The organism is Actinomyces massiliensis 4401292 (assembly GCF_000269805.1).
Lineage (GTDB): Bacteria > Actinomycetota > Actinomycetes > Actinomycetales > Actinomycetaceae > Actinomyces > Actinomyces massiliensis.
Genome location: NZ_JH711481.1, coordinates 1,438,634 through 1,463,843, shown reverse-complemented (window position 1 = coordinate 1,463,843; position 25,210 = coordinate 1,438,634). Strand labels below are relative to the sequence as shown.

The 25,210-nt window shown below is 70.4% G+C and carries 19 protein-coding genes; 5 read left to right on the top strand and 14 right to left on the bottom strand.

Annotation, left to right across the window (positions count from 1 at the left end; all coding sequences use genetic code 11):
* Positions 1–50 precede the first annotated feature (50 nt).
* On the top strand, positions 51–758 hold the full coding sequence (locus tag W5W_RS0106185; protein WP_017194759.1) for a TetR/AcrR family transcriptional regulator: 708 nt from the start codon (positions 51–53) through the stop codon (positions 756–758).
* 73 nt (positions 759–831) lie between these two features.
* Here W5W_RS0106185 and W5W_RS0106180 read toward each other — a convergent pair whose 3' ends face one another.
* The 10 genes from W5W_RS0106180 to glmS all read right to left on the bottom strand — a co-directional run bounded on the left by W5W_RS0106180 (position 832) and on the right by glmS (position 13,289).
* Positions 832–1,605 carry a succinate dehydrogenase/fumarate reductase iron-sulfur subunit gene (locus W5W_RS0106180; protein ID WP_017194758.1) on the bottom strand — a complete coding sequence of 258 codons (774 nt, stop codon included), beginning with the start codon at positions 1,603–1,605 and terminating at the stop codon, positions 832–834.
* Positions 1,602–3,602: a fumarate reductase/succinate dehydrogenase flavoprotein subunit gene (locus tag W5W_RS0106175; RefSeq protein ID WP_017194757.1), complete on the bottom strand. Its 2,001-nt coding sequence runs from the start codon at positions 3,600–3,602 to the stop codon at positions 1,602–1,604. The genes W5W_RS0106180 and W5W_RS0106175 overlap by 4 nt, the downstream gene beginning before the upstream one ends.
* A gap of 12 nt (positions 3,603–3,614) precedes the next feature.
* Complete coding sequence (locus W5W_RS0106170) at positions 3,615–4,394, bottom strand: succinate dehydrogenase cytochrome b subunit (protein ID WP_017194756.1); 780 nt, start codon at positions 4,392–4,394, stop codon at positions 3,615–3,617.
* A 303-nt stretch (positions 4,395–4,697) separates the two neighbouring features.
* Positions 4,698–5,543, bottom strand: coding sequence for a GNAT family N-acetyltransferase (locus W5W_RS0106165; RefSeq protein WP_017194755.1), 846 nt, complete (start codon positions 5,541–5,543; stop codon positions 4,698–4,700).
* Positions 5,540–6,247 carry a tRNA (adenosine(37)-N6)-threonylcarbamoyltransferase complex dimerization subunit type 1 TsaB gene (tsaB, locus tag W5W_RS0106160; RefSeq protein ID WP_008731464.1) on the bottom strand — a complete coding sequence of 236 codons (708 nt, stop codon included), beginning with the start codon at positions 6,245–6,247 and terminating at the stop codon, positions 5,540–5,542. Before tsaB ends, W5W_RS0106165 begins: the two co-directional genes overlap by 4 nt.
* 150 nt (positions 6,248–6,397) lie before the next feature.
* Positions 6,398–7,363 (bottom strand): hypothetical protein, encoded by a 966-nt coding sequence (locus tag W5W_RS0106155; RefSeq protein WP_232611796.1) that lies wholly within the window; start codon positions 7,361–7,363, stop codon positions 6,398–6,400.
* A gap of 11 nt (positions 7,364–7,374) precedes the next feature.
* The gene (gene tsaE, locus W5W_RS0106150) at positions 7,375–8,016 is read right to left on the bottom strand and encodes a tRNA (adenosine(37)-N6)-threonylcarbamoyltransferase complex ATPase subunit type 1 TsaE (protein ID WP_017194753.1); all 642 of its coding nucleotides are present in this window, start codon (positions 8,014–8,016) and stop codon (positions 7,375–7,377) included.
* Positions 8,017–8,112: 96 nt separating this feature from the next.
* Positions 8,113–9,447, bottom strand: a complete 1,335-nt coding sequence (gene alr / locus W5W_RS14740; protein ID WP_050980348.1) for an alanine racemase — start codon at positions 9,445–9,447, stop codon at positions 8,113–8,115.
* Positions 9,435–11,219, bottom strand: a complete 1,785-nt coding sequence (locus W5W_RS0106140; protein ID WP_017194751.1) for a bifunctional ADP-dependent NAD(P)H-hydrate dehydratase/NAD(P)H-hydrate epimerase — start codon at positions 11,217–11,219, stop codon at positions 9,435–9,437. Before W5W_RS0106140 ends, alr begins: the two co-directional genes overlap by 13 nt.
* A 165-nt stretch (positions 11,220–11,384) precedes the next feature.
* Positions 11,385–13,289: a glutamine--fructose-6-phosphate transaminase (isomerizing) gene (gene glmS / locus W5W_RS0106135; protein ID WP_017194750.1), complete on the bottom strand. Its 1,905-nt coding sequence runs from the start codon at positions 13,287–13,289 to the stop codon at positions 11,385–11,387.
* A 114-nt stretch (positions 13,290–13,403) separates the two neighbouring features.
* Between glmS and coaA the strand changes: the two genes are divergently transcribed.
* From coaA to W5W_RS16675, 4 genes are all read left to right on the top strand, one after another.
* Positions 13,404–14,387 (top strand): type I pantothenate kinase, encoded by a 984-nt coding sequence (coaA, locus tag W5W_RS0106130; RefSeq protein ID WP_029574111.1) that lies wholly within the window; start codon positions 13,404–13,406, stop codon positions 14,385–14,387.
* Positions 14,388–14,680: 293 nt separating this feature from the next.
* Positions 14,681–16,180, top strand: a complete 1,500-nt coding sequence (locus W5W_RS0106125; RefSeq protein ID WP_008734247.1) for a dihydrolipoyl dehydrogenase family protein — start codon at positions 14,681–14,683, stop codon at positions 16,178–16,180.
* Positions 16,181–16,657: 477 nt separating this feature from the next.
* The gene (gene glmM, locus W5W_RS0106110; RefSeq protein ID WP_017194748.1) at positions 16,658–18,019 is read left to right on the top strand and encodes a phosphoglucosamine mutase; all 1,362 of its coding nucleotides are present in this window, start codon (positions 16,658–16,660) and stop codon (positions 18,017–18,019) included.
* Positions 18,016–21,393, top strand: a complete 3,378-nt coding sequence (locus W5W_RS16675; protein ID WP_081486212.1) for an ATP-binding protein — start codon at positions 18,016–18,018, stop codon at positions 21,391–21,393. Before glmM ends, W5W_RS16675 begins: the two co-directional genes overlap by 4 nt.
* A 37-nt stretch (positions 21,394–21,430) precedes the next feature.
* On the opposite strand, the gene W5W_RS0106100 is transcribed toward W5W_RS16675, so the two are convergent.
* The 4 genes from W5W_RS0106100 to rplM all read right to left on the bottom strand — a co-directional run bounded on the left by W5W_RS0106100 (position 21,431) and on the right by rplM (position 24,540).
* Positions 21,431–22,264 (bottom strand): ABC transporter permease, encoded by an 834-nt coding sequence (locus tag W5W_RS0106100; protein WP_008732074.1) that lies wholly within the window; start codon positions 22,262–22,264, stop codon positions 21,431–21,433.
* Positions 22,261–23,382: a daunorubicin resistance protein DrrA family ABC transporter ATP-binding protein gene (locus tag W5W_RS0106095; protein ID WP_008732068.1), complete on the bottom strand. Its 1,122-nt coding sequence runs from the start codon at positions 23,380–23,382 to the stop codon at positions 22,261–22,263. The genes W5W_RS0106100 and W5W_RS0106095 overlap by 4 nt, the downstream gene beginning before the upstream one ends.
* A 176-nt stretch (positions 23,383–23,558) precedes the next feature.
* The gene (gene rpsI / locus W5W_RS0106085; protein WP_008732069.1) at positions 23,559–24,053 is read right to left on the bottom strand and encodes a 30S ribosomal protein S9; all 495 of its coding nucleotides are present in this window, start codon (positions 24,051–24,053) and stop codon (positions 23,559–23,561) included.
* A gap of 43 nt (positions 24,054–24,096) precedes the next feature.
* Positions 24,097–24,540, bottom strand: a complete 444-nt coding sequence (rplM, locus tag W5W_RS0106080; RefSeq protein ID WP_017194745.1) for a 50S ribosomal protein L13 — start codon at positions 24,538–24,540, stop codon at positions 24,097–24,099.
* Positions 24,541–25,210 lie beyond the last annotated feature (670 nt).

Here is a 25,210-nt window from a genome sequence, read left to right as displayed (position 1 = left end):
TTAGTGCTGCACAGAGGGCAACCACCGTCCCCGCGCATTACGGTGGACCCATGACACGACTGGGCAATCCCACCGGGCCGAAGCCTCGATTCTCGCGCGCGGACGTCGTCGAGGCCGCCCTGGCCCTCGGAATAGCCGACTTCACCCTGACCGCTGTGGCCGGGCGCCTCGGGGTGGCCGTCTCCGGGCTGTACCGCACGATCTCCTCGCGCGAGGACCTCCTGGCCGCCTGCCTCGAACGGGTGGCGACTCAGATGGACCTCACCCACCCGGGCACCACCTGGCAGGACGCGATACGCGCTCACGCCGAGAGCATGTGGAATCTGCTCGAGCAGTACCCGGGACTGGCCGGAGTGGTCGTGAGTGTGCCCTGGGCGCATCAACTCTTCGCCGGTCCCTTCGCCCAAGCGCACCAGAGCCTGGTCGAGCGCGGCCTGGACCCCGAGGAGGCCGGCGTCGTCCTCGACTTCGTGGGCGACACCGTCATCACCATGCACGCGCAGATCGAGGTCATGCGCTCCCCCATCGATCAGGCCGCACCATCACCCGCAGCAGCGGGCGAGAGGGGCCCAGACGACGAAGGGCGCCAGGCGAATCGGGCAAACCGCCCGACGGGGCTGGAGGAGGCGAGTCGTTTCGCCTCCACTCGCACCCGCACCATGCCCGCGGTCCTGACCCCCGATGAGAGCTGGATCCAGCGGGGCGGACTGGATCGGAAGATCGAGATCATCATCCGCGGCGTTGAAGCCTCGAGGTGAGGTGAAGCCTCGGGCTAGCCGCCCGAGGCCGCCGAACCAGTCGAGGCAGCCGAGGGCTTGGGGCCGGGCGAACTCAGGCGTGCGCCTTCTGCCCCTTCCACAGGGCGTGGCCCAGGTCGCGGTTCAAACGCGTGATGACCTCCAGCGGCACCGACTTGGGGCACACCGCGGCGCACTCGCCGATGTTCGTGCAGCCCCCGAAGCCCTCGGCGTCGTGCTGGTTGAGCATGTTGACCACCCGGGCGAGGCGCTCGGGCTGGCCCTGCGGGAGCAGACCCAGATGCGAGATCTTCGCACCGGTGAACAGCATGGCCGAGGCGTTCGGGCAGGCCGCCACGCATGCGCCGCAGCCGATGCAGGCCGCGGCCTCGAAGGCGGCGTCGGCCTTCTCCTTCTGCACGGGCACCGAGTGGGCCTCGGGAGCGGCGCCGGTGTTGACCGAGATGTACCCCCCGGCCTGGACGACGCGGTCCAGGGCGGAGCGATCGACGATCAGGTCCTTGAGGATCGGGAAGCCCGCCGAGCGCCAGGGCTCGATGGTGATGGTGTCGCCATCCTTGAAGGAGGGGTCCTCGGCCAGGTGGCGCATGTGCAGCTGGCACGTCGTCGAGCGGATCGGGCCGTGGGCCTGACCGTTGATGACCACGCCGCACTGGCCGCAGATGCCCTCGCGGCAATCCGAGTCGAAGGCGACCGGCTCCTTGCCCTCGGCGAAGAGCTGCTCGTTGAGCAGGTCCAGGACCTCGAGGAAGCTCATGTGCTCCTCGATGCCGGACATCGGATACTCCTCGAAGTACCCCTCGGAGTTCTGGTTCTGCTGCCGCCAGATCTTGAGCTTGATGTTCACTTGTAACTCCGCTGCTTGAGCTCGATGTCCTTGTAGATGAGGTCCTCCCTGTGGAGGATCGGGGGCTGCCCCTCACCGCCCCACTCCCAGGCGCCGACGTAGAGGAACTCGTCGTCGTGGCGCAGCGCCTCGCCCTCGGGAGTCTGGGACTCCCCGCGGAAGTGACCACCGCAGGACTCGCGACGATGCAGGGCGTCGATGCACATGAGCTCGGCGAGCTCGAAGAAGTCGAGCAGGCGGCCCGCCTTCTCCAGGGCCTGGTTGAGCTCGTCGGCCTTGCCCGTGATGCGGGCGTCGCGCCAGAACTCCTCCTTCAGAGCCCGGATCTGCTTGATGGCCTCGCGCAGACCGGCATCCCGGCGCTCCATGCCGCAGTACTCCCACATGATGCGCCCGAGCGCCATGTGGAAGTCATCCACGCTGCGGGTGCCGCGCAGCGCCATGAGGCGCGCGATGCGCTCCTCGACACTGCGCTTGGCCTCGGCGATCTCGGGGGCGTTCGGATCCACCTTGCCCAGGCGGAGCATGTCGGCCAGGTAATCGTTCATGGTGTCCGGCAGGACGAAGTAGCCGTCCGCCAGGCCCTGCATGAGGGCGGAGGCCCCCAGGCGGTTCGCGCCGTGGTCGGAGAAGTTGGCCTCGCCGCCCACGTACAGGCCGGGGACGTTGGACTCCAGGTCGTAATCGACCCACAGGCCGCCCATCGTGTAGTGGACCGCCGGGTAGATGCGCATCGGCACCTCGTAGGGGTCGTCGCCGGTGATGCGCTGGTACATCTCGAACAGGTTGCCGTACCGGGCGGAGACGGCGTCCTTGCCCAGACGCCCGATGGCCTCGGAGAAGTCGAGGTAGACGCCGCGGCGCATCATGCGCTCATTGCCGGATGCGTCCCGCTCCTTGATGGCCGGGCCGACGCCGCGTCCCTCGTCGCACATGTTCTTGGCCTGACGCGAGGCGATGTCGCGCGGCACCAGGTTGCCGAAGGCCGGGTAGATGCGCTCGAGGTAGTAGTCGCGGTCCTCCTCGGGGATGTCGCGCGGGTCCTTGTCGCAGTCCTCCGCCCGCTTGGGCACCCAGATGCGCCCGTCGTTGCGCAGGGACTCGCTCATGAGGGTGAGCTTGGACTGGAAGTCCCCGGACTGCGGGATGCAGGTGGGGTGGATCTGCGTGTAGCACGGGTTGGCGAAGTAGGCGCCCTTGCGGTGCGCGCGCCAGATGGCCGTGGCGTTGCAGCCCATGGCGTTGGTCGACAGGAAGAAGACGTTGCCGTAGCCGCCGGTGGCGAGGACGACGGCGTCGGCGGTGAAGGTCTCGATCTCGCCGGTGGCCATGTCGCGCGTGACGATGCCGCGAGCGCGGCCGTCGACGATGATCAGCTCGACCATCTCGTGGCGGCGGTACTCCTTGACCGTGCCGGCGTGGACCTGGCGCTCCAGGGCCTGGTAGGCGCCGATGAGGAGCTGCTGACCGGTCTGACCGCGGGCGTAGAAGGTGCGGGAGACCTGGACGCCTCCGAAGGAGCGGTTGTCGAGCAGGCCGCCGTACTCGCGGGCGAAGGGCACGCCCTGGGCGACGCACTGGTCGATGATGTTGGCGCTCACCTCGGCCAGGCGGTAGACGTTGTCCTCGCGGGCGCGGTAGTCGCCGCCCTTGACCGTGTCGTAGAAGAGGCGGTACGTGGAGTCGCCGTCGTTGCGGTAGTTCTTCGCGGCGTTGATGCCGCCCTGGGCGGCGATCGAGTGCGCCCGGCGGGCGGAGTCCTGGTAGAAGAAGCACTTGACGTTGTAGCCCTGCTCGCCCAGGGACGCGGCCGCGGCGCCGCCCGCCAGGCCGGAGCCGACGACGATGATGTCGAGCTTGCGGCGGTTGGCGGGGTTGACAAGCTTGGCCTCGAACTTGCGCTGCTCCCAGCGCCGGTCGATGGGAACGCTGTGGGGCGCCTTGGTGTCGGCGATCTTCTCGCCCTCGTAGTACAGGCCGTCGATGAGTTCAGTCATGATCGTTCACTCTCAGTGGGAAAGGACGATGCCGGCCTCGGCGGCCTTGATCGCATAGTCGGCGGCGCCCATGGGCTCCGGCACCCAGCCGAAGAGGATCGCCGTGGGCACGCACATGAAGGCGACGAACACCCCGAAGGCGACCACGAATGCGATGAGCCGGACGAAGGGAACGGTGTTGCCGCGAGTGGCGCCCAAGGTCTGCAGAGCGGACCACACGCCGTGCCACAGGTGCAGGCACAGGGCGGCGAGCGCGACGAGGTAGATGAGGTAGACCCACCACAGCTGGAAGCCGTACCACATGTTCATATAGGCGCGGCCGTGCTCGTAGTGACCGCCGGGCGTGATCGTCAAGGTGGTGAACTGCAGGATGTGCCAGATGATGAACAGCAGCAGGATGACGCCGCCCCAGCGCATGGTGCGCATGGCGTAGCGGGATGCGAAGTAATCGGCGCCCGGCTTCTTCACGGCGTACTTGTCAGTGCCGCGCGCCTTCTTGTTACGGGCCCACAGGTGGAAGGCACTGCCGGCGTGAGCCAGCAGGCAGGCCATGAGCGCTGCGCGCAGCAGCCACAGAACACCGCTGGGGGGAAGAATCGGCACGAGCAGCTGGCGCAGGAAGTAGGCGTAGTGGTCGTAGGCGATCTCGCCCTCGAAGTAATGGGTGTTGCCGTAGGCGTGGAAGAGGACGAACACCAGGAAGAACAGGCCCGACCAGGCCATCAGGCGCTTCATGAAGACCGTCGTCGTATAGGCGGTCCTCTTCTTGGAGGGAACAGACGTTTTGACCACGAGTACAGGTTAACGAAAACCGTCCAGTCAATGGTCCCGGTTCCCGCGGGCTGCTCGAGGCCATCGGCGAGAAGGCGCTCTATAACAACGAAAGAGCCCTGTCGGCCGCTGTCGTCGAGAGGGAATCGAGACCCGGTTGCGCGTCTCTGGAGGGCCGTACGATCCACCATTTCGTGACGCGCTAGTCAGACAAATAACGACGACGCCGGAGGGCGGCTGCCGCCGGTGGGCCGCCGGTCGGCCGCAGGCAAGCCACCGGTCGGCCGCAGAACAGTTGCCGATCGGCCGCCGGTCAGTCGCTGATCAGTCCCCGGGGCCTCGACGCCTCATCCGGCCGCCCCGGAGATCGGCGTCCACCGCCTCCGCCCCCACGGGTCCCACAGGGCCTGCGAGCTCTGCAGGACCCGCCGGCCCTGGAGCGCAATGCGCGCCAATATCGACGCGCATGACGAGCGCATCCTCCACAGGCGCGAGGTAGTAGCGACGCCGCCTGCCGATCGGGACGAAGCCGTGGCGGCGGTAGAGCGCCTGGGCGCCCGTGTTGGAGACGCGCACTTCCAGCAGGACGGCGCCGCAGCCCGCCTGCCGAGCACGCCCCACGAGACGGGTGAGCATGGCGGTCGCGACGCCCCGCCTGCGCGCCGCGGGGAGCGTCGCAATGGTCAGCAGATCGGCGTCGCCGGCGCCGTCGCCGAACCAGAGCCCGGCGTAGCCCAGGAGCTCTCCGCCAGGCGCATTGACACCGTCGAGCGCGCTATCCGCGCCCGCCCCGGCGCTCCCCCGCCCCGACATCCGCGGCATCCGTTCGGCAACGAGGTAGTACCGATCGGCCGCGGGGCCGGAGGCGGCCGCCAGCTCGGTGCGCAGCAGCGCCGGGCTCCAAGCCTCCGCGCCGAACAGGGCCTCCTCAGCCGCGGCGACGGCCGGCACATCGAGCCATCCCATGGGCCTGAGCACCGCATCGCCGGGCAGGGCGTCCCCCGCACCCTCGACGTCGGCAGACGCCCGTCCCGGCCCCTGGGCCGCTCCCGGCCCCTGATCCTCCCGATCCGGCGCGTCCGAGGAGGGCGCATCAGCCGAGTACGGCGGTTCGGAGGAATCGGGCGATACGGACGGACTGGACGAGCTGGGCGGATCGGACACTGTCACCGGACTCGCTTGCGCGCGGACGACACCTGCACGTCGGCGTGGCGCAGGTACAGAGGTTCGGCGGACAACGTCGCATCGGGCCCGGCATGGGCGAGCCGGGCCATGGCGATACGGACCTGGGCGCGGGCATCGCCGGAGATGGGGGCGAGACTCCGCCGGCCCTCCCCGATCTGCGGGTACAGCGCGGCGCCTGAGCCGGCCACGGCATCGACATCGCCCAGAGCGACCGCAGCCTCGGGGGTCAGGACCGCGGGCCCGTCCAAGCACTCGACGTCGTCCGCACCCCTGGCCCGGTAGCGAGCCGCATAGACCTCGTGGCGGCGGGCGTCCGTGGTCACGAGAACGGTGGCCCCCTCATCGGCGAGCTCATCGAGAGCCGCTCGGGCGACCGCATCCAGGCTGGGCACGCCGTGAACGGGAATGCCGCGGGCGCGGCCGAGCGCCCGAGCGGTCACAAGCCCGGCGCGCAGCCCGGTGAAGGGCGCAGGACCGGTAGCCGCCACCACGGCGTCCAGCCGGCGCTCCGCAACAGCCGGGCTGCTCAGAGCCTCGGCGAGCATGCCTCCCAGCGACTCCGCATGGCGACGGGATTCGGCCTGCTCGGCAAGGCTGAGCACGCTCAGGGTCGCATGCTCGGCGTCGAGGACCGCGTCTGCGACCAGGAGCTGGGAACCGTGGGAGGAGTCGATGGAGACGATGCGCACGGCCACAGCCTAGATGGTTGGTTCCGGCGGTGTGCGGGACGGGTTTTCGGGTGTCCGGCCACCGCCCCCTTATCGAGATCGACTTTTTCGAACGAGATCGACGGTGCCACCGTCGATCTCGTTCGAAAAAGTCGATCTCGACGCTCACTCTCACGGAGTCCGAGTCTGATCGGGCTCCTTCGCCTTCTGCGACTCGGGTCCCTCGCGCAAGGGCGCCATCACGCGCCGCTCGTGCACGAACGTGGTGGTGACGATGATCATGCCGATGACGAGGACTCCCAGGCCCGTGTACACGATGGCCATGTCCAGCGTGCGCGAGGTCTCCTGGGGCTCGGCCTTGTCAGTGTCGCTGACGTGATGCGTCCGGTCGTAAAGGACCTGGGCGTAGGCCGGCAGGCCGACCGGTCCGGACATACCCGCCATCGCCTGTTCGTCCAATGCGGTGACGACCTCGTCAACCAGGGCGTACCAGGCGTCACTCGCGGCGGGGTCCGCTGAATCCCCAGCATCCGCATAGTTCTCAGCATCAGCATCGCCAGCATCGCCGCGGCCGGCCGCCGTCGCCGGGCTCGCCGGGCTCGTCATATCGGTATCGGCCGTCCCCTCCGATGAGGACTGCGGTGAGGCCGCGGAAGGAGTCGCGCTGCCCATCGCCGCAGAAGGAGGCGCCGGTTGGCGCAGGACGATGGCCCGCTCGGGCAGAGCGGCCAGAGCAGCGGCGAGCTCGGCGTCCTGCTGCACCGCCCCGGACGGCTCGGAGCCGTCGGCATCGATCACGAGCACGCCGACCGGCCCCTCCGCGGTGGAGATGACGGCGACCCAGGTGGTCGTCGGGTCGGTGGGATCGTCCAGATCGGCGGCCTCCAGCACGCCCTCCGACCAGGTCTCGACGTTGACGGGGCTACTCACGGAGGCATCCTCGGAGGTCGCCTGACGAGCCACGTCCTGCCCTGCGCCGGCCGCCCACTCCTCGACCTGCTCCTGGAGCTGCCCTTGGACCTGCGAGGCCACCGCGGTCGATCCGGGGTCCGGCGCCGAGGTCTGCGCGAGCGCCCGCGGAACCGGCAGAAGGACGACGGCCAGCAGGAGAGCGCTCAGGCCCGGGAGCACGCGCATGAGCACCCGCCTCATACCTGGAGGCGGGTCAGGTCGACGCCGGTCCACCTGGGGCCGACCGCGGTGACGGTCACTGAACGTACTGAGCGCCGGGAGTCGTCCGCCTCGGTCAGGTCGGTCACGTCAGAGCCAGCCGAGCCAGCCGAGTCAGCCGAATCAGCGGAGCCAGAGCCAGCACCGGAGGACTCATCCGGGGCCTCGGCCCCGCCCCCCACGAGGCCGCCGCGGGGCCGGGCGATGGTGATCTCGAGGCGATCCGCAGACAGCGCTTCAACCTTGTCCCGGCCCCACTCGACCAGGGTCACGGAATCGTCCATGGAGGAGTCCAGATCGAGGGCGTCGACCTCCTCCAAGGAGCTCAGACGATAGGCATCCACGTGAATGAGGTCCGGGCCGTCCGCCAGGGCCGGGTGAACGCGGGCGATGATGAATGTCGGGGAGGACACACGGCCCCGCACGCCCATGGCGGCGCCCACGCCCTGAGCGAGGGTGGTCTTGCCCGCTCCAAGATCACCGGAGAGCATGACGAGGTCACCCGCTCTCAGCAGGACGGCCAGACGGCCGCCCAGGGCCCGGGTCGACTCGGCGTCGGCGGTCTCGATCACCACCTCGCGGCGCTGCTCATCCAGATCATCCGGGGTCTGGCCGGTCATCACTCCTCCTGAGGCTCTGTCCTGCCCCCGACTGTAGCGGACCCCTGTTCTCGGGGTTCTCGGACGGGCTCGACAGAGGCGGGCGTATCAGAACCGTTAGCGCCGTCCCATCCGCGGCTGAGACTCACACGGGCTCACACGGGGAACCCGGGGTCCCAGGCGGGCGACGATCTCATAGCCGATGGTGCCGCAGACCTCGGCCCAGTCCTGGGCCGTCGGAGTGGCCGGATCGCCGTCGGCCGCCGTCGGATCGCCCCACAGCACGGCGACGTCGCCCGCCTCGGCCGGGGCGTCGACGTCGCCCGGCCCGAGGTCGATGACGATCTGGTCCATGCACACCTTGCCGACCACGCTCGTGCGCAGGCCGTTGACGGCGACGGGGCCGGCCGAGGCGGCCGCGCGCGGCAGGCCGTCTGCGTAGCCCAGAGGGACAAGACCGAGCCAGCGCTCGGTGGGCGCCCTCCAGGTGCCTCCGTAGGACACCGCCTCGCCCGCGGGCACGCGCTTGACCTGGATCAGGGGCGCCTCGAGGCGCATGACCGGATGCAGCCCCAGTTCGGCGGCGGTGGCCACGGACGGGTCGGGCGACAGCCCGTAAAGGCCTATGCCGACGCGCACCAGATCCAGATGGGTGGCGGGGTGCCACAGGAGCCCGCCGGTCGCGGCGAGGTGACGCACGCGCGGGCTCAGTCCAACGCCGCGCACGACCTGTTCGGCCTCGCGGAAGCGGGACAGGTGCTCCTCGGTCGAACCGGAGGCGGGCTCATCCGCGCGCGAGAGATGGGACCACAGGCCGACCACCTCGACGTCGCCGGCATCCCGGGCCTCGCGCGCGGCGACCGCCAGCGCCCGGAGATCCGCAGCGACGGCGCCGCCCCGGGACATGCCGGTATCGGCCTTGATATGGATGCGTGCCGGCCGCGCGCCGGGGCCGGCCGCGCGACTCGCCGCGGCTACCGCGGCGAGCTGGCCGACGGTGGACACCGTCAGGTCGAGGTCGGCGTCCAGCGCTGCGCGCAGCGCGGAGCCCGGGGCGGCGGCGCGCTCCGGCGAGAGCACCGGGACGAGCCAGCACAGCAGTCGCGGGCGGTCGGGGGCGGGCTCGTCCTCGGGCTGCGGGCGCGCGACGCCGGCGGCGTCGAGCAGACGGCGCAGGTGAAGGGCCTCGGCGAGCTGGGCGACGCCGAGCCAGGTGGCGCCGGCCCGCAAGCAGGTCAGGGACACCGGGCCCAGGCCGTGCCCGTAGGCGTCGGCCTTGACCACGGCCATCCAGGGAGCGTCGGTGCAGCCGGCCAGTACGCGGGCATTGTGGGCCAGCGCCTCCAGATCGACGACGGCCCGCGACGTGGTGGGAGGCGCGGGAGACGAGGAAAGAGCAGAAGGGACGGATGAGGCGGGAGCTGCGGAAGCCGAACGGGTCACGCCGCCCATCCTCCCACTGTCGCGCAGGCGCGGGGCAGATGATCGGCCAGATCGAGAGCGGCCAGCGGGCGCCCGGACGAGGGCCGGCGGCAATCCGAGGCGAGCTCGGCGGCGACAGCGTGAAGGCGCACGGCCAGCGCGGCGCAGTGCGACACGGCGACGGCGGGGCCGCCGCGCTCGGCCTCGGACTGTGCGGCCGCCAGTACGGCGCCGAGGATTCCTGCCAGCACGTCACCGCTGCCGGCGGTCGCCAACCATCCGGGCCCGGCATTGACCGACAGGAGGCGCAGCGCTGCGGGCGCAGCGGATTCAGAAAAGGCGGCGGGCCCGGAAGAGCCAGCGGATGACGCAGAGGAGTCGGAGGACGCAGAAGACTCAGGAGATGATCCAGAGGGTGCCGCGGGGCTGACGGGACCGGCGATGAGCGTTGGCGCGCCCTTGAGCACGACGGTGCCTCCCGTCAGCCGGGCCAGGTCGAGGGCGCACGCGGCCGGCGCGGCCTCGACCTCGGTGCGGCTGATCGAGGCGCCCAGCGTCGTCAGGAGCGCGGCGGCCTCCCCCGCATGCGGCGTCAGCACATGTGTGGGCGCGCAGCGCACTCCGCCCCGCAGACGCTCGGCCAGCAGCAGGAGGGCGCCGGCGTCGATCACGGCGGGCCTGCTCCCGGGAGACACTGAGCACGACGAGTACGAGTCGTCGTGCTGGCCCAGCAGGTCCATGAGGACGGCGTCGAGCTCGGCACCGCGCATGATGTCGGCCGGGTCGGTGCCCGGGCCGATGACGGCGGCCTGGCAGCGGCCGGAGGCGAGGACGACCTCGGGGCGATGCGCCACGACGAGGTCCTCGACGCGCTGGGGTGCGGCCAGACGGACCATTCCGGCTCCCGTGCGCACGGCCGCCGACGCGGTCAGGACGGCGGCTCCCGGGTAGGCCCGGCTGCCGGCCCACAGGCCGACGACCCCGCGAGTGTACTTATGGTCCGTATCACCGGGAACGCGCAGGAGGCGCCCGAGCTCGGAGTCGGCGGGGCGTGAGACCAGGATGGCATCAGGATCGGCGGGGAGGGGCAGGCCGAGGTCCGCGACCTCGACGCGCCCGCACAGCCCCGCCGCCGGCGGCAGCAGATGCGCGCCCTTGAGACAGGTGAAGGTGATACTGAGATCCGCCGCCAGAACGGGGCCGGCCACAGCGCCGTCGTCCACGCCGGTGCCCGAGGGCAGATCAACCGCCACGACCCGGAAAGGACGCGCCCCTCTCCTCCCGGCCGCTCTCAAGGGCGCCACCAGAGCAGCCGCCCGAGAGCGCAGAGGACCGGTCGCACCGATACCGGTCAGGCCATCGATCACGAGGGCGACCCCGCCCGCCGCGGCGCGTTCGCACGCCTCCAGGGGCTCGTGAGCCACGCGCACTCCGGCGCGCTCGGCCGCCTCCATGGCCGTCGGATGCGGGTGGTCGGTCGCCAGCGCCGCGGTGACGGCGCAGCCGCGGCCGGCCAGGAAGGCGCCCGCCAGCAGGGCGTCACCGCCGTTATGCCCGCCCCCGATCAGGAGGATGACACCGGCCCCCGCCACCCGGCCCACGGCGTCGCGCAGCTCGCGCACGGCCGCGAGCGCGAGGGCGTGGGCGGCATGACGCATGTAGCGATCCGTCGAAGCGGTCAGGTCCCGCTCGGCCCGGGCGACGGCCTCGGCGCGGTAGGCGGTGCCTGGTGAAAAGGTCTGCGAAAGGGTCTGCGAGAGATTCGGCGAGAAAGTGGATACGAGGGTGGACGCGCTGCTCACAGTCCCATGGTGTCATCGGGAAGCGCCTGCGCGCGGCCCCACGCGCCCGTCCCATCCGCTCTCGTGTTCTCGGAGCGGAAACCGGACCGATCTCAGCGCGGGTTAGGACCGATCTCGAGCCGGAGAGCGACCGATCTCGGCGAGCTCACTCCCGCGCCCCCGAGCTCACTCCACGGTGACGGACTTGGCCAGGTTGCGGGGCTGGTCCACGTCCAGGCCCTTGGCCTTGGCCAGGGCGGCCGCGAAGATCTGCAGCGGGACGACCGTCAGCAGCGGCCACATGAGCGTGGGTGTCGCCGGGACGCGGATGACGTGATCGGCGAAGGGCGTGACCGCCTCGTCGCCCTCCTCGGCGATAACGATGGTCCGGGCGCCGCGGGCGCGGATCTCCTGGATGTTGGAGATGACCTTGTCGTGCAGGACGGGCCGGCGCGGAGTGGGCACGATGACGAAGACCGGCAGACCGTCCTCCACCAGGGCGATGGGGCCGTGCTTGAGCTCGCCGGCCGCGAAGCCCTCGGCGTGGACGTAGGCGAGCTCCTTGAGCTTGAGCGCCCCCTCCAGCGCCACGGGGAAGCCGACGTGCCGGCCCAGGAAGAGGAAGGAGGCGTGGTCCGCCAACTTCGCGCCGAGATCCTCGACGGCCTCCTGCTGCTCGTCGAGGAGCTTCTGGATCTTGGCAGGCATCCGCCCGAGCTGGGTCAGGTAGTCGGCGACCTCGTCGTGCCACTTGTTGCCGCGCAGCTGGGCCAGGTAGAGGCCCAGCAGGTAGCAGGCGGTGATCTGGGCGAGGAATGCCTTGGTGGAGGCCACGGCGACCTCCGGCCCCGCATGGGTGTACAGGACGGCGTCGGCCTCGCGGGCGATGGTCGAGCCGTAGGTGTTGACGATCGCCAGCACGCGCGATCCCTGCTCGCGGGCGTGACGCACGGCCTGGATGGTGTCCATGGTCTCGCCGGACTGGGAGATGGCGACGGTGAGGGTCTTCTCACTCACGATCGGGTCGCGGTAGCGGAACTCGTGGGCGAGCTCGATCTCGACCGGGATGCGGCACCAGTGCTCGATGGCGTACTTGGCGACGTGCCCGGCATAGGCGGCGGTGCCGCAGGCCACGACGATGATCTTGTCGACGCTGCGCAGCACCGAGGCGTCGATGTGCATCTCGTCCAGGATGAGGTCGCCCGCCTCATCGACGCGTCCGAGCAGGGTGTCGCCCACGGCAGTGGGCTGCTCGTGGATCTCCTTGTCCATGAAGGTCTCATATCCGCCCTTGACGGCGGCCGAGGCGTCCCAGGAGACCTCCCAGGTGGCCGGCTGGACGACGGCGCCGTCGGCGTCCCACACGGTGACGTCCTCGTCGGTGAGCAGGAGGACCTGGTCGTCGCCGACCTCCGCGGCGCGCTTGGTGAAGGCGACGAAGGCGGCCACATCCGAGCCCAGGAAGTTCTCGCCCTCGCCCAGTCCGATGACCAGGGGGCTGGAGCGACGGGCGGCGACGATGACGCCGGGGGCCAGCGGCGTGATGGCCAGCAGCGCGAAAGCGCCCTCCAGGCGGGCGGTGACCGCGCGCATGGACTCCACGAGAAGGGCGGCGGCCCGCTGCTCGTCAATGGCGTCGTGGGACTCGCCGGCGGCGTCGAGGCGCGCCGCCAGGTCGATGTCGAGCAGGTGGGCCACGACCTCGGTGTCGGTGGCGGAGAGCAGCTCGCGGCCGGCCTGCTCCACCTCGGCGCGCAGGGCGCGGAAGTTCTCGATGATGCCGTTGTGGGCCACGGCGATGCTGCCCGCCCGGTGCGGGTGGGCGTTGGCCGTCGTCGGGCCGCCGTGGGTCGCCCAGCGCGTATGACCGATGCCGGAGACGGCGGGGTGCGGCGGAGCGGCCGCCAGCGCATCGCGGAGGTTGTCGAGCTTGCCCGCCGCCTTGACGACGTCGAGCCCGCTCGGACCCGCGAGGGCGACGCCGGCGGAGTCATAGCCGCGGTACTCCAAACGCCCCAACCCGTCCATCAGGACGGTCAACGAGCGCTCGGACGGGGGCAGGGGGCCGACGTGGCCGACAATTCCACACATGGGGATGATGGAATCACGCTCATCCCGAGGAGACAACGGATCGTTTCCCGCATCACGTGAGACCTGCGGCATTCCGGGACGCGCAGCGCCCGCATGTGCGCACCGCCCGTGCGGATGAGTCACACTTGGTCGGTGTGCTCCGCCCCGTCCCCCTATATCGAGTTCGGCCGCGACCAGTGGCGCGCGCTCGCCTCGACCACTCCCCTGCCGCTGACCCAGGCGGACGTCGAGAAACTGCGGGGCCTGGGCGACCCGATCGACCTGGCGGAGGTCGATGTCGTCTATCGGCCGCTGACGGCGCTGCTGGAGGACTACATCACGACCTCCCGCGAGCAGGCCCGGCGCATATCCGACTTCCTGGGCGTCGACCCCCATCCGACGCCCTTCGTCATCGCGGTGGCCGGTTCGGTGGCGGTCGGCAAGTCGACGACGGCCCGCCTCATCGCCCATCTGCTGGCCCGCTTCCCCCAGACCCCGCGGGTCGCGCTGGTGACCACCGACGGCTTCCTCCTGCCCAATAAGGTATTGGACGAGCGGGGACTCGCCGCCCGCAAGGGCTTCCCCGAGTCCTACAACCGCCGGGCGCTGCTCGACTTCGTCGCGGCCGTCAAGTCGGGGGCCGAGCGGGTCGAGGCCCCGGTGTACTCCCACACCGTCTACGACATCGTGCCGGGGCGCTCCGTCGTCGTGGAGCGGCCCGACGTCCTGGTACTGGAGGGGCTCAACGTCCTCCAGCCGGCCCCGCGCGGACGGGGCACCGGCTCGCCCGCGCGCGAGGCGGCGGCCTCAGCACTGGCGGTGAGCGATTTCATCGATTTCTCGATCTACGTGGACGCCGATCCCGAGGACATCCGCCGCTGGTACCTCGATCGTTTCCTCACGCTCAAGCGCACGGCATTCAGGGAGCCGGGCTCCTACTTCCAGCGCTACGCCGCCATCCCCGACGACATCGCCGTCGCGGCGGCCGACGAGGTCTGGGAGAGCGTGAACCTGGTGAACCTGCGGGAGAACATCGCCCCGACGCTGGGGCGGGCGACCCTGGTGCTGCGCAAGGACTCCCAGCACCACATGAGTCGGGTTCTGTTGCGCAAGATCTGAGTACTCTCCGAACATTCGGCGAATGTTCGGCGAATATCTACCGAATAATCATCTGATATTTTCCGAGCCTCGGCGGCTCGCCCGCACGGTCCTTCCCCTCCCGACCCTCCCGGCTCTCCCGGGGCGGCGACTGGCACCATGAATGATCCTGGGATAGAACTCCTTTGCGTCTCCGGCATCTCCGGACAGTCGCCGACGACCGATCCTAGGAAATCCATCGGAATCGCTCGAAATTAATCGAATAGCGGCACGGCTCGATCCGACAGGCACCCGCGTGTGACAGTATCGGCGCCATGAACAGCACCGCCGACATCAGCCGCAATAGCGCGAGCAATAACACGGCTCCCGGGCACCACCTCGCCAACACCCATGACGAGCACAACGTCTATGACGTCGCCGTCATCGGCGCGGGACCGGCCGGCGAGAACGTTGCGCAATACGCCACCCAGGGCAGCGGCCTGAGCGCCGTGCTCATCGAGGGCGGGCTGGTGGGCGGGGACTGCTCGTACTACGCCTGCATGCCGAGCAAGGCCCTGCTCCGCCCGTTGGAGGTTGCGGGCGCCTCGGCTCACCTCACCGGCCTGGAGGCCGCCCGGGTATCGGCGCCCGGCCTGCTCGAGCGTCGCGACAAGTGGGTCTCCCATTACGACGACGCCGGGCAGGTCTTCTGGGCCGCCAGCACCGGCATCGACGTGATGCGCGGCTGGGCGCGCCTGGACGGAGAGCGCCGAGTGGTGGTGAGCACCCCCGAGGGGGTGCGCCTGCTGGAGGCGCGCCGCGCCGTCGTCCTGGCCAACGGCTCGCAGCCCGTCATCCCCGCCGAGCTGCAGGATGTTCATCCATGGGGATCGCGCGACGCCACCGGGGTCAAGGAGGTGCCCAAGCGGCTTATCATCGTCGGCGGAGGCGTCGTGGCCTGCGAGGCCGCCACCTGGATGTCCGCCCTGGGCAGCAAGGTGACCATGCTCGTGCGCGGCCCGCGCCTGCTGGCCAGGGCCGAGCCCTTCGCCTCCAAGATCGTGACCGAGTCCCTGGCGGAACGCGGGGTCAGGATTCTCACCGGGGCCCGAGTGACCTCCTGCAAGCGCGCCGGGGCCTCCGATCGGGGTACGGGCCGCATCCACGGCGGTGCGGTGCGCATCCTGTGCGATCAGGAGGCCTTCGACGCCGACGAGATCATGGTGGCCACCGGCCGCAGGCCCGCCCTGGACCGGGTCGGTCTGGAGACGGTGGGGCTGAGCCCCGACGACGTCGTCAGCGGCAGGCTCCCGGAGTGGCTCTACGCGGTCGGCGATGCCAGCGGCCAGGCGACGCTGACTCATATGGGCAAGTATCAGGCCCGGATCATCGGGGAGCGGATCGGGGCGCGCGCCGCCGGATGGCCCCCCGAGCCGATCCCCACCGACATCCCGGTTCCCCAGGTGGTCTTCACCGACCCGCAGGTGGCCTCCAGCGGGCTCACTCAGGCGCAGGCGCGCGATGCGGGCATGAATATCGTCACCGCCCGCGTGGCCTACACCTCCGCGGCGGGCGCCGCCCTGATGCGCGACGACGCCCACGGCGAGGCCGGCCTGGTCGTGGACCGCGCCAGTCGAACCGTCGTGGGAGCGACCTTCGTGGGACCGGAGGCCGGAGAGCTCATCCACGCCGCGACCATCGCCATCACCGCCAAGGTTCCGATTCCGCTGCTGCGCCATGCCATACCCGCCTACCCCACCGCCAGTGAGATCTGGCTGCGCCTCATCGAGTCCCTGCCCACCGACATGCTCCACCCCGGCCAGGAGATCCGGTGAATCCGGTGAATCCAGCGAATGGAGCCCGGCGAATTCCATGAAATCCGGAAAATGACGATGACGGTCATCATCACCGCACGCCCGGAGATGACGCAATGATAGAAGTATGACGGAAACCGCGAAAGCGGATTCGAGGAAAAGCAGAATACAGCTTCGAAGGCCCGTAGAGGTCTGCTGGAAGTCAGCGGAATCCAGCTGGAATTCAATCGAACTCAGTCGAACTCAGTGGAACTCAGTAGCCGTCGGTAGAGAATTCGCTGGAAGCGCGTCGAAGGGAAGCCTCGCGCCCGCCCTGAGCCCTCCCCGAGGCGCCGGGCGGACCTCCCCACGCGCCTTCATGCCCCCGGCCAGGCGCCTCCAGGCACCTCCAGGCACCTCCAGGCACCTCCGCCATCGCCCAGTGCCCTCGCACACGTGAAAGGAGTGGAAGGATATGTGGTGCACTCGCGACACCTACCGCACAGGAGGAATCCGCTCATGACACGACTCTTCGGCACCGACGGGGTGCGGGGCCTGGCCAACGATCTGCTCACGCCGGCCCTCGCAGTCCAGCTCGGCGAGGCCGCAGCCCGCGTCCTGACCCGAGAGAACCCGGCCTCCAACCACTCCCGCTCCGGGCGCCCGCGCGCCATCGTCGGGCGCGACACGCGCGCCAGCGGCGAATTCCTCGACCACGCCATCAGTGCGGGTCTGGCCTCCTCCGGCGTCGACGTCACCCGTGTCGGCATCCTTCCCACTCCGGCCATCGCCCACCTGACCGCCACTCAGGACATCGACCTGGGCGTCATGATCTCCGCCTCGCACAACCCCTTCCAGGACAACGGCATCAAGTTCTTCGCCCGCGGCGGCTACAAGCTCGAGGACGCCGTCGAGGACGAGATCGAGTCCCTGCTGGGCAAGGTCGAGGACCTGCCGACCGGGGCGGGCGTGGGCCGCGTGATCAAGGGCGAGACGGTCGCCGACCAGAACTACATCAACCACCTCGTCGACTCCGTCGCCACCGATCTGTCGGGGCTGCGCATCGTCGTGGACGCCTCCAACGGCGCCGCCAGCAACGTCGGCCCCGCCGCCCTGCGCGCCGCCGGCGCCGAGGTCATCGCCATCAACGCCTCCCCGGACGGCCTCAACATCAACTCCGACTGCGGCTCCACCCACCCCGAGCAGCTCCAGAACTACGTGCGGTCCGTGGGCGCGGACATGGGCGTGGCCTACGACGGCGACGCCGACCGCTGCCTCGCCGTGGACACCGAGGGCAACCTCGTCGACGGCGACCAGATCATGGGAATGCTCGCCGTGGGCATGAAAGCCGACGGCACGCTCGGCTCCGATACGCTCGTGGTGACCGTCATGAGCAACCTCGGCCTGATCCTGGCCATGCGCGAGCACGGCATCCGCATCGTCCAGACGGGCGTGGGCGACCGCTACGTCCTGGAGAAGATGCTTCAGGGAGGCTTCACACTGGGCGGCGAGCAGTCCGGTCACGTCATCGACACCATCCACGCCACCACCGGAGACGGAGTCCTCACCTCCCTGCGCGTGGCCGCCCGCCTCAAGCGCACCGGCAAGACTCTGGCCGAGCTGGCGAGCATCGTGACGCGCCTGCCCCAGACCCTCATCAACGTCAAGGGAGTGGACAAGGCGGCCGCGGGCACCAACCAGGTCGTTCAGGACGCCGTCGCCACGGCAGAGGACGAGCTCGGCGAGACCGGCCGCGTCCTGCTGCGCCCCAGCGGCACCGAGCCGCTCGCGCGCGTCATGGTCGAGGCCGCCACCCAGGAGGAGGCCGACCGCGTCGCGAACCACCTGGCCGGTGTCGTCAAGGACAACCTCTCGCTATGAGCTCCTCCGGGCCCGGGGCGGCCGCAGATGGCTCCGGACGCCCCGGGCCCGCAGCTCGCCGGGGACCGCGGGACAGTCGGGCGGAACTCCCCCGGCTCTCATCACCCGCCTATCCCCTGGCTGTGCTGGAGCCGGTGCCGACCTGGCGCGGCATCGGCCTGAGCGGCAGGCCCCTCGACCTGCTCGCCGTCCTGGCCGGACGGCAGGACGCGAGCGATCAGGAGATCATTGAGGCCCTGTGGCCGGAGAACGCCCCCGCCCGCCCGCTGCGCGCCCTGCACGTCGTCGTCTCCAGAACCCGCGCTCTGACGGGCGAGGACGTCATTGAGCGCGTCGGCCGCGGGTACCGGCTGGCGCTGCCCGCCTCAGACATTGACGCCCGAGACCTGGCTGCTCGCACGGAGCAGGCGCACATCTGCGCGCAGGCGGGCCAGTGGAGCCGGGTGCTGGAGCTGACCGCCGGCCTGCCCCGACCGCCCGAGGCGGGCGATCAGGTCTCCGGCCCCCTGGCCCAGCTTCTCGGACGGGCCGCCGCCCATGCGAGCACGGCCCGGCGCGACCGGGCCCTCGCCCTGGAGGCCGCCGGCGAGTACGAGCAGGCCGTACCCATGCTGCGCGCCGCGGCGGACGGCGACCCCGGCGACGAGGCCGTCCTGGCCGCGCTCATGCGCGCCGAGGCCTGGGTGCGCTCGCCCGCGACCGCCCTGGAGATCTACGAGGACTACCGCCTCCGGCTGCGCGAGCAGGGGGCCGTGCCGGGCCCGGCGATGCGCGCCGCCCACGAGGCGGCCCTGGCCTCGGAGAGCCCCGTGCGCCGGGGGCTTGAGCCAGCTCCCGAGCACTTCCTGGGCCGCGAGGAGGATGTGACAGCCGTCCTCAAGGCCCTGAGCACCCGCCAGTTGGTCACCATCACCGGGCCGGGCGGCGTCGGCAAGACCACACTCGCCCAGGCCGTGGCGGCCCGCAGCCGCCGCCCCGCGGTGTACGTGGCCGCCCTGGCCGATGTCGCGCCCGGAGCGGACCTGATCAGGGTCCTGCTCGACGCCCTGGGGAGCCCGCCCGTCGCCGAGGCCGACTCTCGCAGATCGCTGGGCGCCGCCCTGGCTTCGCCGGGGACCTTCCTCGTCCTGGACAACTGCGAACACGTGGCCGAGGAGGTGGCCGATCTCATCGGGCCGTTCCTGGCGAGCTGCACCGGCCTGCGGGTACTGGCGACCTCACGCCGCCCCCTGGACCTGGGCGCGGAGCACGTCCACCGTTTGCAGCCATTGGATCACGCCTCCAGCGCCGGGCTCTTCCGGGTGCGCGCCCTGGCCGCCCGGCCCGGCCAGATGATCGACGAGGCGGATCTCGAGCTGCTCCTGGACCGCCTCGAGGGCATCCCCCTGGCCATCGAGCTGGCGGCCGCCCGCACCCGCACCCTCTCCGCGGGGCAGATCCTCGCCCGCCTGCCAGGACGCCCCGACCTGCTGACGGGCGCACGCAACGCCCCGGCGCGCCAACGCACCCTGACCGCCGTCATCCAGTGGTCCTGGAACCTGCTCGACGCCGCCGAGCGCCGCGGTCTGGCGCGGCTGGCGGTACTCGCCGACGGCTTCACCCTCGCCGCCGCCGAGGCGCTGATCGGGGTCGGCGCCGCAGACATCCTCGACGCCCTGGTGGCGCACTCCCTGCTCAGCGTGCGCGATCACGGCGTCCCCCGCTTCCACATGCTCGTCACCGTCAGAGACTTCGCTCTGGCGCAGTTGGCCGATTCCGGCGACGAGGCGGAGACCGCGGGCCGCCTGCGCGACTGGGTGCTGGACATGTGCTCCGAGATCCGTCTGTCCTCCGGTGCGCGCAGCTTCGGCGACGCCGGCGGCCCGCAGGCCGAGAGGCAGAACCGCCTCTTCCAGCAGCTGAGAGACGACGAGGCCGTCGTCATCCAGGTGCTCGAGCACGTCCTGCAGGAGGTGCGAGAGACGCAGGAGACCCAGAAGACCGTATCCGGTCGGGCGCACCGGGACGGCGGGGGCGCGGGCGGCGACCGGAACCAGGACCGGAACCAGGACCGGGAACAGGTCCAGGAGCAGTGCGGCGAGGATGCCGGACGAGGCGCGACGGACCCGCAGGATGACGCCTGCCTCATCGGCGCCGCCCTCATGAGACTGTGGAGCGTCACCTGGAGCTACGACCGCGTGGCCGACTACGCGCCGCGCCTCATCGAACTGGCCGCGCGACCCGCTCGGAGCCTGCGCGGCAATGAGGCCCGACTCACCTTCATGGCGCTGTACGCCAGTCTTTCGGGACTCCTCGGCCCCCTGCCCGAGCGAATCGGGAAGGAACTGCCCCGCTCCTTCGACGGCGAGGACCCGTCCATGGCCCGAGTCCGGCGCTTCCTGCGCGCCCCGGCCGGCCACTGGCCGGACCTCGTCCACGACGCCGACCCGTGGGTGGCCTGGATCGCGGGCCGCTGCCTGTCGGCCCAGCTGGAGAACGCCGGGATGTCCGAAGCTGCGCTGGACATCGTCGAGAACCTGCTGAACCGGCTGCGGGAAGCGGACCTGGCCGGGATCTACCTGCTCGAGCTGAGCTCCAGCCGACTCCAGGTGCTCATGACCCTGGGCAGGTACGAGCAGGTGGCCGACGAGTGCACCCGGGCGCTGGAGCTGGTGGACCGTCTGCTGCCGGCCTGGGGAGTCTCCTACCGGAAGGCGCTGGAACTCGACAGGGCCTACTGCCAGGCCTACATCAGTCCCCGTAATGATCTGGCCTCCGCGCTCCTGGCCGCGACCGACGTCAGCTCTCTTCCCGGAACGCTGCGCTTCGTGGCCCGATCCGTGAGCGGCGAACTGGAACTGATTCAGGGGCGCGCCCGGCGGGCCGCCCTCATCCAGCGCGAGAGCCTGCGCTACGCCGGGAGGTGGCGATCCATCATGGGGGCCGGATCCCCGTGGGAGCTCTACATCCTGGGCATGTGCCTGGTCACGGACGTCGAGCTCGACGAGGCCGAGGCGGCCGAGCTCGATGCGCCCGACATCCGCGCCCGGGCCGTGCGCCTCCTGTGCGACATGCTGACCGATCCCGCCCCTCAGCAGCGCGATGTGCCCACCATCATGGCACTGACCGCGGCGGTGGGACTGTCGACCATGGTCGCCGCGGCCTCGGGTACGACCCAACCGGCGACGGGAGCCGAGCTGGTGGCCACCGCCCTGACTGTGGGCACCAACCAGACCTGTCGCCTGCTCTCCCACGGCTACCTGCGGGACCGCGCCCGGACGGCAGATGCGCGGTTGTTCGCCGACGCCGAGACGCGGGTGCGGCACCTGGACCGCGCCCGCCTTCTCACGCATGCGGCCGGCCTCGCCCGCCGTCTGGCGAACGAGGCCGGCTGACCGCACGTGCGGACGACGACGGTGCGGGCCTGCAGTATCAGGCGTTGCGCCGCTGGTAGCGGGCGATCGTCCAGGGCGCCATGACGGCCAGCACCAGGAGCGAGCCGATGATCGCCGAGCGCACATCGGCGGACGATCCCGCCCCGTCCAGCAGGTAGCGGCAGCCGTCCACGATGTGCGAGACCGGGTTGTTGCGGGTGAAGGCCTTGAGCCAGCCCGGCAGCGTCGAGGTGGGCACCATGGCGTTGGACAGGAAGGTCAGGGGGAACAGCACGATCATCGCGAACGAGGTGACCGCCTGGGAGGAGGAGAAGACCGTCCCCAGGAACAGGAAGGCCCACGCGATGGCCCAGGCGCAGCCGCCCGCCAGGACGACGGCGCCCAGCGCCCCCGACCAGCCGTTGACCGGGCGGTAGCCCATGACCACACCGGTCAGGATCGTCAGCGAGGTGCACACGGCGTAGCGCAGCACATCGGCCACCATGGGGCCCAGCACCGGGGCGATGCGGGACATCGGCATCGTGCGGAAACGATCGAAGACCCCCTTGTCCATGTCCTCGCGCAGGTCCACACCCACGCTCTGGCTGGTGGTGAGCGCATTGATGATGACCAGGCCGGAGACGATCGTGGGCAGGTAGCCCTTGACGTCCCCGGCAATGGCGCCGCCGAAGATCTGCCCGAACATGATGGTGAAGAGCACCGGCTGGAGGAGGATGTCGTAGAACTCTCCCGGGTTGCGCACCATCGTGATCAGCGAGCGCCAGGCCATGGACAGGGTGTCCGGGATCAGGCGCGCCTCGCTGAAGCGGGAGAGACCGGTTGAGGAGAAGGAAGTCGTGGGAGTGGCTGCGGCAGTGGCGGTGGAGGTCATGACTGCTCCTGGTTCTCGGAGGCGCGGGCGGAAGGACGAGTGAAGGCGGCTGCTGGACCAGGAGCCGACGGCGTCGTGCGAGACGTCGTTCGGGCCGGGCACCCTTGCCCGGAGCTCTGCCGGGGCTCGCCGGTCAGGGCCATGAAGACCGCGTCCATGCTGGGGCGGTCCACCGAGACCGTCTTGGGAGGCAGCCCGGCGTCGCGCAGGGCCACGAGCACCTCGGTGGCCACGGACGCCTCGGCCAGAGGCGCCTGGAGATGGGCGCCCTGGTCGACGACGGCGGGTGCGTGACCGGTCACCCGCTCGATGATCGTCGCGGTGGCTGCCTGATCCTCGGGCGTGGCCGGGGTCAGGATGAGGGCGCTGGAGCCCACCCTGTCCTTGAGGTCGTCCGGGGTGCCCTCGGCGATGAGCCGGCCGCCGTCGATGATGCCGACGTGGTGGGCCAGGCGATCGGCCTCCTCCAGGTACTGCGTGGTCAGCAGGATCGTGGAGCCGCCGTCCACCAGGGAGCGGATGACGTCCCACATCTGCTCGCGCGTGCGCGGGTCCAGCCCGGTGGTGGGCTCATCGAGGAAGATCAGCGGGGGCCTGGCGATCAGCGAGACGGCCAGGTCCAACCGGCGCCGCATGCCGCCGGAGTACCCGCTCACCCGCTTACCCCCGGCCTGCGTCAGGCTGAAGGAGTCCAGGAGCTCGTCGGCCCGCTCGCGGGCCCGACGCCGGCTCAGACCCAGCAGGCGGCCGAAGAGCCACAGGTTCTCAACCCCGGTGAGCATCTCATCGACGCTGGCGTACTGGCCCGTCACCCCGATGACGCTGCGCACCGCATGGCGCTCGCGGACGACGTCGTGCCCCAGGACCCGGGCAGTGCCGCCACTGGGCGCCAGCAGTGTGGTGATCATGCGCAGCGCCGTGGACTTCCCGGCGCCGTTGGGTCCCAACATGCCGTAGACGATGCCCGCGGGGATCGTCAGGTCCAGGGAGTCGACGGCGGTGAACGTGCCGAATCTGCGGGTCAGGCCACGGGTCTCGATGGCCGGGCCGGAAGACGGACTCGGGGCTGCCTGTGACGCAGTTCGTAGCGTTGATCGTGGTGCTGTTTGCGATGTCATGCCATGAGGCTGGCCCCTCGCGGTTTCAGATCGCCTTCAGCGCGACTTCACCTGCTTTCATCCGCTTCCAGCCGCCTTCAATGGCGGAGCGCGAGCAGAGCAGTGCCCCGCCGTCCGCCGTCATCATGACGGGGAGGCGGGGCACTGCAGGGCGACTGGCCGCTCCAGCGGCTGGATCAGCGCTTGGAGTACTGCGGAGCGCGGCGGGCCTTGTGCAGACCGGCCTTCTTGCGCTCGACGACGCGGGCGTCGCGAGTGAGGAAACCGGCCTTCTTCAGGGTGGCGCGATTGGCGTCGCGGTCGATCTCGTTCAGAGCGCGGGCGATGCCGAGGCGCAGCGCGCCCGCCTGCCCGGAAACGCCGCCGCCGTCGATGCGGGCGATGACGTCGAAACGACCCTCAAGGTCGAGAACAGTGAAAGGAGCCCGTACCAGCTGCTGGTGCAGCTTGTTGGGGAAGTAGTCCTCCAGGCTGCGGCCGTTCAGCGTCCACTGGCCGGTGCCGGGGACGAGACGGACGCGGGCGACGGCCTCCTTGCGGCGGCCCAGGCCGGCGCCGGGAGCGGTGACGGACTGGCCGCGGCCCTCGGAGGAGCCGGTGGTCTCGGTGGTGTAGCTGGAAGGGGCGTTCTCCTCATCCAGCGCGTCGATGTCGACAGTGGTCTCAGCCACGATATGTCCTTTGCTTGTCGCGGTATGCCGGGCGCCGGAGCGCTTACTGGGCGACCTGGGTGATCTCGAAGGCCTGCGGGTTCTGCGAGGCGTGCGGATGCTCCGCGCCTGCGTAAACCTTGAGCTTCTTGAGCTGCGCGCGACCGAGCTTGGTGTGGGGCACCATGCCCTTGACGGCCTTCTCAACGGCGCGCTCGGGCCGGGTCGCCAGCAGCTCGCGGTAGGAGATCGCCTTGAGACCACCGGGGTAGCCCGAGTGGCGGTAGGCGAACTTCCTGTCGGCCTTGCCGTTGGTCAGGGCGACCTTGTCGGCGTTGACAATGATGACGTAATCGCCGCAGTCCTCATTGGGGGCGAACTGGGGCTTGTGCTTCCCACGGAGCAGGTTCGCGGCCTGAGCCGCGAGGCGGCCGAGGACGACGTCGGTGGCGTCAATGACGTACCAGTTCTTCTCGACGTCGCCGGGCTTCGGTGTGTACGTGCGCACGGGCGTTGCCTTCGTTTCTCTTTGGCGGGTGGACGCGCCGACTCCAGCGCTGAAGCATCACTGGACGACGAGACCACCATGGTCAGGTGAGTGGTCGGCGCACCGGCGACCCGGGGCGAGTGGGATAACACCGCGGATGCAATCGCGTGCTGCACGACGGTCACCAACGATACCGGTGGCGCCGGAGAAGGGTCAAAAGACGCGGCTTCTCATTCGCGTGAATCGCACCACGCAGCCGGCTCGCACCCGGCCCACACCTGACTCACACCCGACTCACACCCGCCCCCATCGCCACGACCACATCCCAGGGGACGCGGAGGAAGCCGGCGAAGAGATCTGGGCTCCATCGGCCGTGTAAGCGCCCGTGCAGGCCGCACAGCCTGCACCACCCCATCCGCCCGAACAGCCCGCACGGCCCTCAGCGCTCGTCAGCGGCCAGAGACGACTGAAGCAACTGGCTTCCCGGAGAGCGCGTCTCAGCATCTGCCGGCAAGTCGGCGCCGGATGCTCCGGGAGGCCGGCGGGGCGGGATGCGCACCGGCCCGGCGGGTGGAACACCACCCAGTCGGAACCGCTCATTGCCGCGGAGCCGACGGCAGAGCCTCACAAGCCCCCAGAATCCCCGCGAGCCCCACGGACCATCCGTCGCCCCGGACGCAGGCCACCCCCT

Excerpts from the sequence above, each read along its gene's own strand:
- coaA (WP_029574111.1), top strand. The coding sequence starts at position 13,404 with ATGAGTCACACTTGGTCGGTGTGCTCCGCCCCGTCCCCCTATATCGAG.
- W5W_RS0106185 (WP_017194759.1), top strand. The coding sequence starts at position 51 with ATGACACGACTGGGCAATCCCACCGGGCCGAAGCCTCGATTCTCGCGC.
- tsaE (WP_017194753.1), bottom strand. The coding sequence starts at position 8,016 with ATGACCGGCCAGACCCCGGATGATCTGGATGAGCAGCGCCGCGAGGTG.
- W5W_RS0106095 (WP_008732068.1), bottom strand. The coding sequence starts at position 23,382 with ATGACATCGCAAACAGCACCACGATCAACGCTACGAACTGCGTCACAG.
- W5W_RS0106125 (WP_008734247.1), top strand. The coding sequence starts at position 14,681 with ATGAACAGCACCGCCGACATCAGCCGCAATAGCGCGAGCAATAACACG.
- glmM (WP_017194748.1), top strand. The coding sequence starts at position 16,658 with ATGACACGACTCTTCGGCACCGACGGGGTGCGGGGCCTGGCCAACGAT.
- glmS (WP_017194750.1), bottom strand. The coding sequence starts at position 13,289 with ATGTGTGGAATTGTCGGCCACGTCGGCCCCCTGCCCCCGTCCGAGCGC.
- W5W_RS0106175 (WP_017194757.1), bottom strand. The coding sequence starts at position 3,602 with ATGACTGAACTCATCGACGGCCTGTACTACGAGGGCGAGAAGATCGCC.
- W5W_RS0106100 (WP_008732074.1), bottom strand. The coding sequence starts at position 22,264 with ATGACCTCCACCGCCACTGCCGCAGCCACTCCCACGACTTCCTTCTCC.
- alr (WP_050980348.1), bottom strand. The coding sequence starts at position 9,447 with ATGGGCGGCGTGACCCGTTCGGCTTCCGCAGCTCCCGCCTCATCCGTC.
- W5W_RS0106155 (WP_232611796.1), bottom strand. The coding sequence starts at position 7,363 with ATGCGCGTGCTCCCGGGCCTGAGCGCTCTCCTGCTGGCCGTCGTCCTT.
- W5W_RS16675 (WP_081486212.1), top strand. The coding sequence starts at position 18,016 with ATGAGCTCCTCCGGGCCCGGGGCGGCCGCAGATGGCTCCGGACGCCCC.